The sequence below is a fragment of the Vibrio sp. V04_P4A5T148 genome (assembly GCF_963875605.1).
GTDB lineage: Bacteria > Pseudomonadota > Gammaproteobacteria > Enterobacterales > Vibrionaceae > Vibrio > Vibrio anguillarum.
On the sequence record NZ_CAWNMS010000057.1, the window covers coordinates 1 to 15392 of the forward strand.

The 15392-nt window shown below is 45.6% G+C and carries 11 protein-coding genes and 1 pseudogene; 11 read left to right on the forward strand and 1 reads right to left on the reverse strand.

Annotated elements, in window-relative coordinates:
• The 9 genes and pseudogenes from tuf to rpoC all read left to right on the forward strand — a co-directional run.
• Positions 1-255, forward strand: a pseudogene (gene tuf / locus AACT18_RS12045) (elongation factor Tu); the annotation flags it as partial.
• Between the two features lie 253 nt (positions 256-508).
• Positions 509-889, forward strand: coding sequence for a preprotein translocase subunit SecE (gene secE / locus AACT18_RS12050; RefSeq protein WP_026027616.1), 381 nt, complete (start codon positions 509-511; stop codon positions 887-889).
• Between the two features lie 12 nt (positions 890-901).
• Entirely contained in the window at positions 902-1450 is a 549-nt protein-coding gene (gene nusG / locus AACT18_RS12055; protein ID WP_013857954.1) for a transcription termination/antitermination protein NusG, read from the forward strand.
• Between the two features lie 133 nt (positions 1451-1583).
• Positions 1584-2012: a 50S ribosomal protein L11 gene (rplK, locus tag AACT18_RS12060; protein WP_010318965.1), complete on the forward strand. Its 429-nt coding sequence runs from the start codon at positions 1584-1586 to the stop codon at positions 2010-2012.
• A 4-nt stretch (positions 2013-2016) separates the two neighbouring features.
• Positions 2017-2718, forward strand: a complete 702-nt coding sequence (gene rplA, locus AACT18_RS12065; protein ID WP_013857952.1) for a 50S ribosomal protein L1 — start codon at positions 2017-2019, stop codon at positions 2716-2718.
• A 288-nt stretch (positions 2719-3006) separates the two neighbouring features.
• Positions 3007-3495 carry a 50S ribosomal protein L10 gene (rplJ, locus tag AACT18_RS12070; RefSeq protein WP_026027617.1) on the forward strand — a complete coding sequence of 163 codons (489 nt, stop codon included), beginning with the start codon at positions 3007-3009 and terminating at the stop codon, positions 3493-3495.
• Positions 3496-3555: 60 nt separating this feature from the next.
• Positions 3556-3921 (forward strand): 50S ribosomal protein L7/L12, encoded by a 366-nt coding sequence (gene rplL, locus AACT18_RS12075; RefSeq protein WP_010318962.1) that lies wholly within the window; start codon positions 3556-3558, stop codon positions 3919-3921.
• A gap of 252 nt (positions 3922-4173) precedes the next feature.
• A complete protein-coding gene (rpoB, locus tag AACT18_RS12080) occupies positions 4174-8202 on the forward strand; it encodes a DNA-directed RNA polymerase subunit beta (protein WP_064624215.1) in 4029 nt (1342 codons plus the stop codon).
• A gap of 79 nt (positions 8203-8281) precedes the next feature.
• The gene (gene rpoC, locus AACT18_RS12085) at positions 8282-12484 is read left to right on the forward strand and encodes a DNA-directed RNA polymerase subunit beta' (RefSeq protein ID WP_094124809.1); all 4203 of its coding nucleotides are present in this window, start codon (positions 8282-8284) and stop codon (positions 12482-12484) included.
• Positions 12485-12574: 90 nt separating this feature from the next.
• Here rpoC and rsd read toward each other — a convergent pair whose 3' ends face one another.
• The gene (gene rsd, locus AACT18_RS12090) at positions 12575-13069 is read right to left on the reverse strand and encodes a sigma D regulator (RefSeq protein ID WP_094124808.1); all 495 of its coding nucleotides are present in this window, start codon (positions 13067-13069) and stop codon (positions 12575-12577) included.
• Between the two features lie 180 nt (positions 13070-13249).
• Here rsd and nudC point away from each other — a divergent pair, with 180 nt between their 5' ends.
• Both nudC and hemE read left to right on the forward strand, forming a co-directional pair.
• On the forward strand, positions 13250-14035 hold the full coding sequence (gene nudC, locus AACT18_RS12095; protein ID WP_176428308.1) for an NAD(+) diphosphatase: 786 nt from the start codon (positions 13250-13252) through the stop codon (positions 14033-14035).
• A gap of 249 nt (positions 14036-14284) precedes the next feature.
• Positions 14285-15352, forward strand: a complete 1068-nt coding sequence (hemE, locus tag AACT18_RS12100; protein WP_010318957.1) for a uroporphyrinogen decarboxylase — start codon at positions 14285-14287, stop codon at positions 15350-15352.
• Positions 15353-15392: the final 40 nt, after the last annotated feature.

Here is a 15392-nt window from a genome sequence, read left to right on the forward strand (position 1 = left end):
GTATTGTCTAAAGATGAAGGCGGCCGTCATACTCCGTTCTTCAAAGGCTACCGTCCACAGTTCTACTTCCGTACAACGGACGTAACAGGCGATATCTCTCTACCAGAAGGCGTAGAGATGGTAATGCCAGGTGACAACATCCAAATGGTTGTAGAGCTAATCGCTCCAATCGCGATGGATGAAGGTCTACGTTTCGCGATCCGTGAAGGCGGTCGTACAGTAGGTGCTGGTGTTGTTGCTAAAGTTATCGCTTAATTGCTGATTTAGCCGTTTAAATACGAATAGTATTTGACTAACGACTACCAAAAAGGGCATCATTTGATGCCCTTTTTCTGCACTAAATTTGGCCGTTGTCGATTTGTTGGTCGATAAAGCCAGTGCAAAGGATTTAAGATAGAGACATTTCTATCTTGATGAGTATGTATAGGTAGCTTTACCTGTGCTATGGATTTGCCCTGCAACAGCGGGGTTGTTGTCGTCTATGTTAAGACTTGTAACAGGTTGGTTTATGAAAGCAAACAATGCTGAAATTCCTGATAGCTCAAGTGCAGCAGACACATTTAAGTGGATTGTCACTTTTGCTCTGTTAGCTGCCGCTGTTGTGGGTAATTACCTGTATGGTGAAATGTCTGTAGTGCTTCGCGCTGCAGGTGTGGTTGCGCTGATTATTGCAGCACTCGGTGTTGCTGCGACAACCACAAAAGGAAAAGCGGCGATTGCGTTTGCGCGTGAATCTCGTATGGAAGTTCGCAAAGTGGTATGGCCGACACGTCAAGAAACCATGCAAACAACATTAATCGTTTTAGCTGTAAGTATCGTAATGGCTCTAGCACTTTGGGGCATCGACGGCATTATGGTTCGTCTTGTCGCTTTCGTGACTGGGGTATAGAGGGTTTAATACATGAGTGAAGCTCCTAAAAAACGCTGGTATGTAGTTCAAGCCTTCTCTGGATTTGAAGGCCGCGTAGCGCAATCGCTGCGTGAGCATATCAAGATGCACGCAATGGAAGAATTCTTCGGTGAAGTTCTTGTTCCAACCGAAGAAGTTGTTGAAATGCGTGCAGGTCAACGCCGTAAAAGTGAGCGCAAGTTCTTCCCAGGCTATGTATTGGTACAGATGCTCATGAATGATGAGTCCTGGCACTTAGTTCGTAGTGTTCCTCGTGTAATGGGTTTCATTGGTGGAACCTCCGATCGTCCTGCACCTATCACTGACAAAGAAGCCGATGCGATTCTTAATCGTCTAGAGAAAGCGAGCGAAGCTCCGCGTCCTAAGACGATGTTTGAAGCAGGTGAAGTGGTTCGTGTTAATGAAGGTCCATTTGCTGATTTCAACGGCACCGTTGAAGAAGTGGATTACGAGAAGAGCCGCATTAAAGTGTCAGTATCTATCTTTGGTCGTGCAACTCCTGTTGAACTTGAGTTTGGCCAAGTCGATAAGCTTGATTAAAAAAACATCTTTTAGGGTTGTTAAGGGCGTGAAATGTGATTATAATTTCGCGCCTTATTTACACGTCTTTATGACAAAGTAACCGGGGAGCTGATCAGCTGATTGGCGTTTGTACCCACATTTAGGAAATATCATGGCTAAGAAAGTTGAAGCTTATATCAAGTTGCAAGTTGCATCTGGTATGGCGAACCCAAGTCCACCAGTTGGTCCTGCACTAGGTCAACGTGGCGTTAACATCATGGAATTCTGTAAAGCGTTCAACGCAAGAACAGAATCAATGGAGAAAGGCTTGCCTACTCCAGTTGTTATCACTGTATACAGCGACCGTTCTTTCACGTTCGTAACTAAGACTGCTCCAGCGGCTGTTCTTCTGAAGAAAGCTGCAGGCATCAAGTCTGGTTCAGGCCGTCCAAACACTGAAAAAGTGGGCACGGTTACTGATGCTCAAATCCAAGAAATTGCAGAAGCGAAAGCGGCTGATATGACTGGTGCTGACATTGAAGCGATGAAACGTTCTATTGCGGGTACTGCTCGTTCAATGGGCTTAGTGGTAGAGGGTTAATATCATGGCAAAACTAACTAAGCGTATGCGCACTATCCGTGAGAAAGTTGACGCAACTAAAGAATACGAAATCAACGAAGCTGTAGCTCTTCTTAAAGAACTTGCAACGGCTAAATTCGTTGAGTCTGTAGACGTTGCTGTGAACCTTGGCATTGATGCTCGTAAATCTGACCAAAACGTACGTGGTGCAACTGTTCTGCCACACGGTACTGGTCGTGAAGTACGTGTTGCAGTGTTCACTCAAGGTGCAAACGCTGAAGCGGCTAAAGCTGCTGGTGCAGATTTAGTGGGTATGGAAGATCTAGCTGAGCTAGTGAAGAAAGGCGAAATGAACTTTGACGTTGTTGTTGCTTCTCCAGATGCAATGCGCGTTGTAGGTCAACTAGGTACCATTCTTGGTCCTCGCGGTCTAATGCCAAACCCTAAAGTTGGTACTGTAACTCCTAACGTTGCTGAAGCGGTTAAGAACGCTAAAGCAGGTCAGGTTCGTTACCGTAACGACAAAAACGGCATCATCCACACAACTATCGGTAAAGTTTCTTTCGAAACTAACCAACTTCAAGAGAACTTAGAAGCTCTTCTAGTTGCACTTAAGAAAGCGAAACCTTCTTCTGCTAAGGGTACTTACCTGAAGAAAGTAAGCATTTCTACTACGATGGGTGCTGGTGTTGCTGTTGATCAGAACACGCTAAACGCTCAAGCGTAATAATACATTTGATTAGGTGTGGAATTTGTGTATAATTCTGCGCCTAATATTTGTGGTTGGGGCTGATTTTAGTTCTTAGAACTATGACCCAGTCTCCGTCCAAGACCGTAGGCGTTATTTGTCTGTTTGATAAATGACTTAATCGTACCTACGTAGATGGTGCCCGAACTGACAGAAAGCATAATTTATTTTTTGAATAGATAAACTTTCTTCTGGGACTGCACCGAAATAACTCTCACTGTTGTCATAATAGTGAGTGGTGTAACGACAACCAGGAGTAAATCCAAGATGGCTTTAAACCTTCAAGACAAACAAGCAATTGTTGCTGAAGTCAACGAAGCGGCCAGTGGTGCACTTTCTGCAGTTGTTGCTGACTCTCGTGGCGTTCAAGTAGGCGCGATGACTTCTCTACGTAAACAAGCTCGTGAAGCGGGTGTTTACATGAGAGTTGTTCGTAATACTCTAGCACGTCGCGCAGTGGAAGGCACAGCTTACGAATGTCTACAAGACGTATTCGTAGGTCCTACTTTGATCGCATTCTCTAACGAGCATCCAGGTGCTGCAGCGCGTCTTTTTAAAGACTTCGCTAGAGAGAACAAGCACTTTGAAATCAAAGCAGCTGCATTTGAAGGCGCATTAACTGACGCTGAACTACTAGCGACACTACCAACTTACGACGAAGCAATCGCACGCCTAATGATGTGCATGAAAGAAGCTTCTGCTGGCAAGCTGGTACGTACTATCGCTGCTGTCCGCGATCAAAAAGAAGCTGCGTAATTCGCATTGCTTTTTATTGTTTGCTAAATAAACTTATTGTTGACTTAAAAGAGAATTGTTATGTCTATTACTAACGAGCAAATCCTAGATGCAGTTGCAGAAATGTCTGTAATGCAAGTTGTTGAACTTATCTCTGCTATGGAAGAGAAGTTCGGTGTTTCTGCTGCAGCTGCAGTAGTTGCAGGCGGCCCAGCAGCAGCAGCTGTTGAAGAGCAAACTGAATTCGACGTAATCCTAACTGCTGCTGGCGCAAACAAAGTATCTGTAATCAAAGCAGTACGTGGCGCAACTGGCCTAGGTCTTAAAGAAGCTAAAGCTCTAGTTGACGGCGCTCCAGCTGCAATTAAAGAAGCAGTTTCTCAAGCAGAAGCTGACGCACTTAAGAAAGAGCTAGAAGAAGCTGGTGCGACTGTTGAAGTTAAGTAATTATTACTTAATTTCTTAGCCGCAAGGCTAATGGCTGGTGGTTTATTGACCACCGGCCTTTTTGCGCTGTAGGGTATGGGTGAATTTTCCCGCTGTTTAGACGCTTATACTCGTGCAAAAGCACACAAACTATCATTTTTGAGTGATGTTGTGTTACTACAGTAAACAGCTGTTAGTCACTGTCCTATGACCCTTTATTTTTGAATAATTGGTGGGCAGTTTGGGTCACTTATCAGCGAGCTGAGGAACCCCATGGTTTACTCTTATACCGAGAAAAAGCGCATCCGTAAGGACTTTGGTACTCGTCCACAAGTGTTGGACATTCCATACCTGCTATCGATCCAGCTCGATTCGTTCGACAAGTTTATCGAACAGGATCCTGAAGGACAATACGGTCTTGAGGCTGCTTTTCGTTCTGTATTTCCTATTCAGAGCTATAACGGCAATTCTGAGCTGCAATACGTTAGCTATCGTCTTGGTGAGCCAGTTTTTGACGTTAAAGAATGTCAAATTCGTGGTGTAACTTATTCTAAGCCACTACGCGTAAAACTACGCCTAGTGATCTTTGATAAAGACGCGCCAGCAGGTACTGTAAAAGATATTAAAGAACAAGAAGTCTACATGGGTGAAATTCCACTCATGACAGACAATGGTACCTTCGTAATTAATGGTACTGAGAGGGTTATCGTATCCCAGCTGCACCGAAGCCCAGGCGTATTCTTCGACAGCGATAAGGGTAAAACTCACTCATCAGGTAAAGTTCTTTATAACGCACGTATTATCCCTTACCGTGGTTCATGGTTAGATTTTGAGTTTGATCCAAAAGATAACCTATACGTGCGTATTGACCGTCGTCGTAAACTGCCTGCATCGATCATTCTTCGTGCACTTGGTAAATCGACAGAAGAGATCTTGGATCTGTTCTTCGAAAAAGTGAAGTTTGAAGTCAAAGACCAAACTCTTCTTATGGAGTTGGTACCTGAGCGCCTGCGTGGCGAAACAGCGTCATTTGATATTGAAGCAAATGGTACCGTTTATGTCGAAAAAGGTCGTCGTGTAACGGCTCGTCATATTCGTCAACTAGAAAAAGATAACGTTGATTTTATCGAAGTACCCGTTGAGTACATCGTTGGTAAAGTCGCTTCTAAAGATTATGTCAATGAAGCAACTGGTGAAGTCATCGTTAGCGCAAACCAAGAAATTAGCTTGGAAGCATTAGCGAATCTTTCACAAGCGGGCTATAAGAAACTTGAAGTTCTATTTACGAACGATCTTGATCATGGTCCATTTGTGTCTGAGACGCTCCGCATCGACAGTACGGTTGATCGTATTTCTGCACTAGTAGAAATCTACCGCATGATGCGCCCTGGCGAGCCACCAACAAAAGAAGCAGCCGAATCGCTGTTTGAAAGCCTATTCTTCTCAGAAGAACGCTATGACCTATCAACAGTAGGCCGTATGAAGTTCAACAGCTCAATTGAGCGTGAAGATGCCGGCGAGCTTGGTACGCTTGACGAAACTGATATCATCGAAGTGATGAAGAAGTTGATCGCCATTCGTAACGGCATTGGCGAAGTGGACGATATCGACCACCTTGGCAACCGTCGTATTCGCTCTGTTGGTGAAATGGCTGAAAACCAATTCCGCGTAGGTCTTGTGCGTGTTGAACGTGCAGTGAAAGAGCGCTTAAGCCTTGGCGATCTTGATGCGATCATGCCTCAAGATTTGATCAATGCGAAGCCTATCTCTGCGGCCGTTAAAGAATTCTTCGGTTCTTCACAGCTTTCTCAGTTTATGGACCAGAACAACCCACTTTCAGAAGTGACGCACAAACGTCGTATTTCTGCATTGGGTCCTGGCGGTCTAACTCGTGAGCGTGCTGGCTTTGAGGTACGTGACGTACACGTAACTCACTACGGTCGTCTATGTCCGATCGAAACGCCAGAAGGTCCGAACATCGGTCTGATTAACTCATTGTCAGCATTTGCACGTTGTAACGAATACGGTTTCCTAGAAACTCCGTACCGTCGTGTTGTTGATGGTGTGGTGACTGATGAAGTTGATTACTTGTCAGCTATCCAAGAAGGTCAATTTGTTATCGCGCAGGCAAACGCCATTCTGACTGAAGAAGGTACGTTTGCAGATGAGCTGATCACAGCTCGTCAAAAAGGTGAATCTGGTCTTCACCCTCGTGAACATGTTGACTACATGGACGTTGCGACCAACCAGGTCGTATCAATCGCCGCTTCGCTTATCCCGTTCCTAGAACACGATGATGCGAACCGTGCATTGATGGGTGCGAACATGCAACGTCAAGCGGTTCCAACGTTACGCGCTGAGAAGCCGTTGGTTGGTACTGGTATCGAACGTAATGTAGCGGTTGACTCTGGTGTAACTGCCGTTGCCAAACGTGGCGGTATGGTGCAGTCAGTTGATGCGTCTCGTATCGTAGTTAAAGTTAATGAAGATGAACTTGTATCTGGTGAAGCGGGTATCGACATCTACAACCTAACTAAATACACACGTTCGAACCAAAACACATGTATTAACCAACGTCCTACTGTGATGCCAGGTGAACCTGTAGCTCGCGGTGATGTCCTTGCTGATGGTCCTTCAACAGACCTTGGTGAGCTAGCGCTTGGCCAAAACATGCGTATCGCATTCATGCCTTGGAATGGTTATAACTTCGAAGACTCGATCTTAGTATCTGAGCGCGTCGTTCAAGAAGACCGTTTCACGACTATCCACATCCAAGAACTTTCTTGTGTGGCTCGTGATACTAAGCTGGGCTCTGAAGAGATCACAGCGGATATTCCAAACGTAGGTGAATCGGCTCTGTCTAAACTAGACGAGTCAGGTATCGTTTACATTGGTGCTGAAGTTAAGGGTGGTGACATCCTAGTTGGTAAAGTAACGCCGAAAGGCGAAACTCAGCTAACTCCAGAAGAGAAGCTACTACGTGCAATCTTCGGTGAAAAAGCCTCTGATGTTAAAGATACGTCACTGCGTGTACCAAACTCTGTTTCAGGTACCATTATCGATGTTCAAGTTTTCACTCGCGATGGCGTAGAGAAAGACAAGCGTGCGCTTGAAATTGAACACATGCAGCTAAAAGAAGCGAAGAAAGACCTTACTGAAGAGTTCCAAATTCTTGAAGGTGGTCTACTAGCGCGTGTGAAAGCTGTACTGATCAATGGTGGCTATTCTGAAGCGAAGCTTGATGCGATCGATCGTAAGAAATGGCTAGAACAAACACTAGAAAACGACGAGCTACAATCTCAACTTGAACAGCTTGCTGAGCAGTGGGATGAGCTAAAAGCTGACTTCGATAAGAAGTTCGAAGCGAAACGTCGCAAAATCACTCAAGGTGATGATCTAGCGCCTGGCGTTCTGAAGATTGTTAAAGTTTACCTAGCGGTGAAACGTCGTATCCAGCCTGGTGATAAGATGGCAGGTCGTCACGGTAACAAGGGTGTAATCTCTAAGATCAACCCTGTTGAAGACATGCCTTACGATGAAAACGGTCAGCCGGTTGATATCGTATTAAACCCACTAGGTGTACCGTCACGTATGAACATAGGTCAGATCCTTGAAGTTCACTTAGGTCTGGCTGCAAAAGGTATTGGTGACAAGATCAACCAAATGGTTAAAGAACAACAAGAGCTGTCTAAGCAGCGTGAGTTCTTACAGAAGGTTTATGATCTTGGCGATACGCGTCAGAAAGTAGATATTTCTGCTCTGTCTGATGGTGATGTTCGTACTCTTGTGAACAACCTTCGTGGTGGTTTACCGATTGCAACTCCAGTATTTGATGGTGCGTCAGAAGCATCAATCAAAGAACTATTAAGCCTAGCCGACCTACCAACTTCTGGTCAGCTAACACTGTTTGATGGTCGTACTGGTGATGCATTCGAGCGTCCTGTAACTGTCGGTTACATGTACATGCTCAAACTGAACCACCTTGTTGATGACAAGATGCACGCTCGTTCAACAGGTTCGTACAGCCTAGTAACTCAGCAACCACTTGGTGGTAAAGCTCAGTTCGGTGGTCAGCGTTTCGGTGAGATGGAAGTGTGGGCACTAGAAGCATACGGTGCTGCATATACACTACAAGAAATGCTTACTGTTAAGTCAGATGACGTTAACGGTCGTACGAAGATGTATAAGAACATCGTTGATGGTAACCATAGCATGGAACCTGGCATGCCAGAGTCTTTCAACGTATTGCTGAAAGAGATCCGCTCGCTAGGTATCAACATCGAGCTAGAAGACGAAGAGTAATCTTGGCGGTAAACCCTCTGGATTATCCTGGTAGAAAGGCGCTCGCCGAGCGCCTTTTAACTCCTTACAGGAGCTGATTGTGAAAGACTTATTAAACTTTCTAAAAGCACAGCATAAGACCGAAGAATTTGATGCAATCAAAATCGGTCTATCTTCACCTGACATGATTCGTTCATGGTCTTTTGGTGAAGTTAAAAAACCTGAAACGATCAACTATCGTACGTTCAAGCCTGAACGTGATGGTCTGTTCTGTGCGCGTATTTTTGGTCCAGTCAAAGACTACGAATGTCTTTGTGGTAAATATAAGCGTCTGAAACACCGTGGCGTGATCTGTGAAAAATGTGGCGTTGAAGTTACACAAACTAAAGTTCGTCGTGACCGTATGGGCCACATCGAGCTTGCATCACCGGTTGCTCACATCTGGTTCCTAAAATCGCTACCGTCTCGTATCGGTCTGCTAATGGATATCCCTCTACGTGATATCGAACGTGTTCTTTACTTCGAAATGTATGTAGTAACAGAGCCGGGTATGACGGATCTAGAAAAGAGTCAGATGCTTACTGAAGAAGAGTATCTTGACCGTCTAGAAGAGTGGGGCGATGAGTTCACGGCGAAGATGGGCGCAGAAGCGATCAAGGACCTATTGGGTTCAATGGATCTTGTCGCTGAAACAGAGATGATGCGTGAGGAGTTACAAACCACTAACTCTGAAACTAAACGCAAAAAACTGACTAAGCGTCTGAAGCTTGTTGAAGCGTTTATCAGCTCAGGTAATAACCCTGAGTGGATGATCCTGACTGTGCTTCCGGTACTTCCGCCAGATCTACGTCCTCTAGTACCACTAGATGGCGGTCGTTTTGCGACATCTGATCTGAACGATTTGTACCGCCGTGTGATCAACCGTAACAACCGTTTGAAGCGCCTTCTAGAGCTAGCAGCTCCGGACATCATCGTACGCAACGAAAAGCGTATGCTGCAAGAGTCTGTTGATGCGCTACTTGATAACGGTCGTCGCGGTCGTGCGATCACAGGTTCTAACAAGCGTCCTCTGAAATCTCTTGCTGATATGATCAAGGGTAAACAAGGTCGTTTCCGTCAGAACCTACTTGGTAAACGTGTAGACTACTCAGGTCGTTCTGTAATCACAGTAGGTCCATATTTACGTCTGCACCAGTGTGGTCTTCCTAAGAAGATGGCACTTGAGCTATTTAAACCATTTATCTACAGCAAGTTAGAAACTCGCGGCATGGCCACGACGATCAAAGCAGCTAAGAAAATGGTTGAGCGTGAAGAAGCGGTTGTTTGGGATATCCTAGACGAAGTGATTCGTGAACACCCAGTACTACTAAACCGTGCACCAACACTGCACCGTCTTGGTATTCAAGCGTTCGAACCTGTACTGATTGAAGGTAAAGCGATTCAACTGCACCCACTTGTGTGTGCGGCGTATAACGCGGACTTCGATGGTGACCAAATGGCGGTTCACGTGCCTCTAACTTTAGAAGCACAGCTTGAAGCTCGTACACTGATGATGTCGACGAACAACATTCTGTCGCCAGCATCAGGTGATCCGATCATCGTACCTTCACAGGACGTGGTCTTGGGTCTGTACTACATGACTCGCGAAAAAATCAACGCACAAGGTGAAGGTATGTACCTGGCTGGCCCTAAAGAGGCTGAGAAGGCATACCGTACTAAGACAGCGGCGCTACACGCACGCGTTAAAGTACGTATCACTGAAACCGTTGTTGATGAAGATGGTTACAGCACAACTGAGACTAAGATGGTCGATACGACTGTCGGTCGTGCCATGCTATGGCAAATCGTGCCTAAAGGCCTGCCATACAGCATCGTGAACCAGAAGCTTGGTAAGAAACAGATCTCAAATCTATTAAACGAAGCGTATCGTAAGCTTGGTTTGAAAGATACGGTCGTATTTGCTGACCAAATCATGTACACCGGTTTTGCTTATGCAGCACTGTCAGGCGTGTCAGTTGGTATCGACGACATGGTTGTACCAGCAGCAAAATACACTGAAATTGCTGAAGCTGAAGAAGAAGTACGCGAAATCCAAGAACAGTTCCAATCAGGTCTTGTTACGGCGGGTGAGCGTTACAACAAAGTTATCGATATCTGGGCGTCTACCAACGACCGTGTTGCGAAAGCGATGATGGATAACCTATCTTCTGAAACCGTGATCAACCGTGATGGCGTAGAAGAACAACAAGAATCGTTTAACAGCATCTATATGATGGCTGACTCGGGTGCTCGTGGTTCTGCTGCTCAGATTCGTCAGCTTGCAGGTATGCGTGGTCTGATGGCGCGTCCAGATGGTTCAATCATCGAAACGCCTATCACAGCAAACTTTAAAGAAGGCCTGAACGTACTACAGTACTTTATCTCTACCCACGGTGCACGTAAGGGTCTAGCCGATACTGCACTTAAAACAGCGAACTCAGGTTACCTGACTCGTCGTTTAGTAGACGTTGCACAAGACGTTGTGGTGACAGAGCATGACTGTGGCACTCAAGAAGGTGTCGACATGATGCCTCATATCGAGGGTGGTGACGTTAAAGTTTCTTTAACGGAACTGGCTCTTGGTCGTGTTGTGGCTGAGGATGTGATGAAGCCAGGCACTGAAGAAGTACTTATTCCACGTAATACTCTGATTGATGAGAAGTGGTGTCAGATTATCGATGAGAACTCTGTCGATAATATGAAAGTACGCTCAGTGGTAACCTGTGATGCGGACTTCGGCTGTTGTGCGCTATGTTACGGTCGTGACCTTGCTCGTGGTCACCTAGTAAACCAAGGTGAGGCAGTTGGTGTTATTGCTGCTCAATCTATCGGTGAGCCGGGTACACAGTTAACGATGCGTACGTTCCACATCGGTGGTGCGGCTTCTACTGCTGCGGCAGAGAACAGTATCCAAGCGAAGAACAAAGGTTCTGTGAAACTTCACAACGCTAAGTTCGTTATCAACAAAGATAAGAAGCTGGTTATCACCTCTCGTGCATCAGAGCTGACTATCATTGACGAATTTGGTCGCACTAAAGAAAAACACAAACTGCCTTACGGCTCTGTGTTGAGTAAAGGTGATAACGACGCGGTTGAAGCTGGTCAAACAGTGGCTAACTGGGAAGCGCACACCATGCCAATCATCACTGAAGTGGCTGGTCGCATCCAATTCGTTGATATGATTGATGGTGTAACGGTTTCTCGCCAAACAGATGACCTAACGGGTCTATCTTCAAGCGAAGTAACCGAAGCCGCCGCTCGTCCAGCAGCAGGTAAAGATATGCGTCCAGCTATCAAACTTGTTGATGCGAAAGGTAAAGATGTCATGATCCCTGGTACTGATATGCCAGCTCAATACTTCTTACCGGGTAAAGCGATCGTTAACATCGAAGATGGTGCTGAAGTTGGTATTGGTGACACATTAGCGCGTATTCCACAAAAATCTGGCGGTAACCGAGATATCACGGGTGGTCTACCTCGCGTAGCTGACTTGTTTGAAGCTCGTCGACCAAAAGAGCCTGCGATTCTTGCTGAGCACACAGGTACTGTGAGCTTTGGTAAAGAAACCAAAGGTAAACGTCGTCTAATCATCACTCGTGAGGGTAACGAAACTTATGAAGAAATGATTCCTAAGCATCGTCAACTTAACGTGTTTGAAGGTGAGAAGATCGAACGTGGTGACGTTATTGCTGATGGTCCTGAGACTCCGCACGATATCCTACGTTTACGTGGTATCCATGCTGTAACGTCTTACATCGCTAACGAAGTTCAAGAAGTTTACCGTCTGCAAGGCGTTAAGATTAACGATAAGCACATTGAAACTATCGTTCGTCAAATGCTACGTAAGTGTACGATTACTCATGCTGGCGACTCTGAGTTCCTAGCGGGTGAGCAAGTTGAATACTCACAAGTGAAAGTTGCAAACCGTAACCTAGAAGCCGAAGGCAAACAGCCTGCTCGTTTCGAGCGTGAGCTACTAGGTATTACTAAAGCATCTCTAGCGACTGAATCGTTCATCTCTGCGGCATCGTTCCAAGAGACAACTCGCGTACTAACAGAAGCGGCTGTTTCTGGTAAACGTGATGATCTTCGCGGTCTGAAAGAAAACGTAATCGTTGGTCGTCTGATCCCAGCGGGTACAGGTTTCGCTTACCACCAAGAGCGTCAAGCTAAACGTGCGGCACAGCTAAAAGGCCCGTCTGCTGAACAAGCGACAGATAACCTAGCGGCACTGCTAAACGCAGGTTTCTCTTCTGAAGAGTAATCTCAGCGCTGATTAAAAAAGGCACCTTCGGGTGCCTTTTTTGTTGCGCTTAATTAATCTACGCGAATGATTACATCCAAATATTCAATATTAAGCACCAGGAGGGATAGCCAAGCTGTCCGCGATAAGTTGAATCAAACTATCTTCCACTCCAAAACGCACCTCAATAATTTCACCAATTAGCGAAAGGTCGTTGTCAAAGTTTTCGAGATCATCCTCATCACTCACTGCCGCGTATTTATCTGTAAAATTGAGTAATGGCTCGGTAGTAACAATAATTTTTCCATAAGTCTGATTAATTTCATCGGTGGCTTCAAAGCCGGTTGCACGCCACTTACCCATCACCATATCGTAGATTTTGAAGTGGCCTTCAGAAATATAATCCACCAGTTGCTGGCAAAAACGTTGCAGCTCTTCTGGCGAGGGAAGCCCGTTAACATTCGTTTTGGCGGTGCAAGGTTGCAGCGCGGCTAATTTGCAATACTCTACAATTAAGGTTTGTCGCGTGTTTAACCAGTGATCAATAACGTCACTGGAACCGCCCCATTGCTCTTGTGTGCGTTTTAGTTTTTTTAGCATGACCATGCCCTCATGATCGGGTCCCAAAATGGGTGACCGTTTCCTTTGCGTAGGGTTGCACTTCGTAGATACAACTCATTGTCCTTACTAGAATTTATAGAACTAAATTTGGAACGTTACAAATTCTGGTATGAATTTAGATTGCCAGTAAAATGGGGTAACTGCAAGAAGAGAGGTCGCAACATGTTGAAAAATAGTGATACAAAAATCGCTTATTGGTGTGTAGTTTCCGGAAGTGAGATCTGGACCATAAATGGTGAGTTACCGCTAGGATCTGCGGGCGAATATTCCCTGCCTTTAGAAAAAGCGGTGGTGGTAGATAGTTGTGATGGTTACCCAGTGATGTGGGTTAATGATGCCGATCTTGATGGCGAGCGAGAACTGACTTCATTACGCGAATTGTTGCATCTCAAACCAGAACTATTTTTGGCGATTAGCAAGGCGCTTCAATATGGTCACATGAGCCAAACGTTACGTTTTTGTCCACAATGTGGCGGGCGAAATTACCTGAACCACAACCAATTGGCGATGCAATGTTCTGAGTGTCGAACGTTACATTATCCGCGTATCTTTCCTTGCATTATTGTCGCGGTACGAAATCAGGATAAAATTTTATTGGCCCAGCACCCAAGGCATCGTAACGGCATGTATACCGTCATTGCTGGTTTTTTAGAGGTTGGGGAGACGTTAGAGCAGTGCGTGGCACGTGAAGTGCTTGAAGAAACGGGGATTCATGTGAAAAATATTCACTATTTTGGTAGCCAGCCTTGGGCATTTCCATCGAGTATGATGATGGGCTTTGTGGCGGAATATGACTCTGGCACGATAAAACCCGACTATAGTGAATTGAGTGATGCGCAATGGTTTTTAGCAAGTGCTTTGCCTCCCGTTGCGCCCGAAGGGACGATAGCCAGAGCATTAATAGAGCACACGTTAAGCGAAATCGAGAAAGATTCACTGCCGCATTGCTAAAAAAAACCCTCCGGTGAAGGAGGGGGTAAGTAAGATGTCGTTATGAGATGCCGAGTACAGAGTACTCAGTTTATAATTATAGTTTTCGCTAGCGAACAAATTTTTAACACCGTTAAAGGTTGCTTGCAAATTAACCATTGATTTAAAAGTTAATAACATGATCTCGCTTGCAAAGCACACCGTTTTTGGCGCTTATTCAGTGCTAGAATAACGCCACAAAAAATAACAAGCTTTAAATTGGAAGACGGAATGACTGAATTAAAAAATGATCGCTACTTGCGTGCACTGTTAAAACAACCTGTCGATTGCACCCCTGTATGGATGATGCGCCAAGCGGGACGTTACCTGCCAGAGTATCGCGCAACGCGTGCCGAAGCGGGCGATTTTATGGCGCTGTGTAAAAATGCTGAGCTAGCTTCTGAAGTGACATTACAGCCATTACGTCGCTTTCCATTAGATGCCGCTATTTTATTTTCTGATATTTTAACCATTCCTGACGCCATGGGATTGGGTTTGTATTTTGAAGCGGGAGAAGGGCCAAAGTTTGAACGCCCGATCACTTGTAAAGCCGATGTCGATAAAATTGGCTTACCGGATCCGGAAGGCGAACTGCAATATGTGATGAATGCCGTACGCCAGATCCGCAAAGATCTACAAGGTGAAGTTCCATTGATCGGTTTTTCAGGCAGCCCATGGACACTCGCGACTTATATGGTGGAAGGTGGCAGCTCAAAAGCCTTCACTAAGATCAAAAAAATGATGTACGCCGATCCTAGCGTGCTGCACGCCTTGCTCGATAAACTGGCAGACAGTGTTATTGAATACCTTAACGCACAAATCAAAGCGGGTGCTCAGTCTGTTATGATTTTTGATACTTGGGGCGGAGTACTGACGCCGCGCGACTACAACCTCTTTTCACTACAGTATATGCACAAAATTGTGGATGGTTTAATTCGTGAAAATGAAGGTCGCCGCGTACCCGTCACTCTGTTTACCAAAAACGGTGGCATGTGGCTGGAGCAGATTGCTGCAACGGGTTGTGATGCTGTAGGGCTTGATTGGACCATCAATATTGCCGACGCCAAAGCGCGTATCGGTGACAAAGTCGCGCTGCAAGGCAATATGGACCCTTCCATGCTTTATGCTCCGCATGATCGTATTCGCCAAGAAGTGGCGACCATTCTTGAAGGATTCGGCCATGGTGGAACGGGCCATGTCTTTAACCTCGGACACGGTATCCATTTAGATGTGCCACCGGAAAATGCGGGCATATTTGTTGATGCGGTGCACGCCTTGTCTAAACCGTACCATCAATAATAGGTTTGCGGTGCCTTATCGCCGATAATGCACCGTTTCT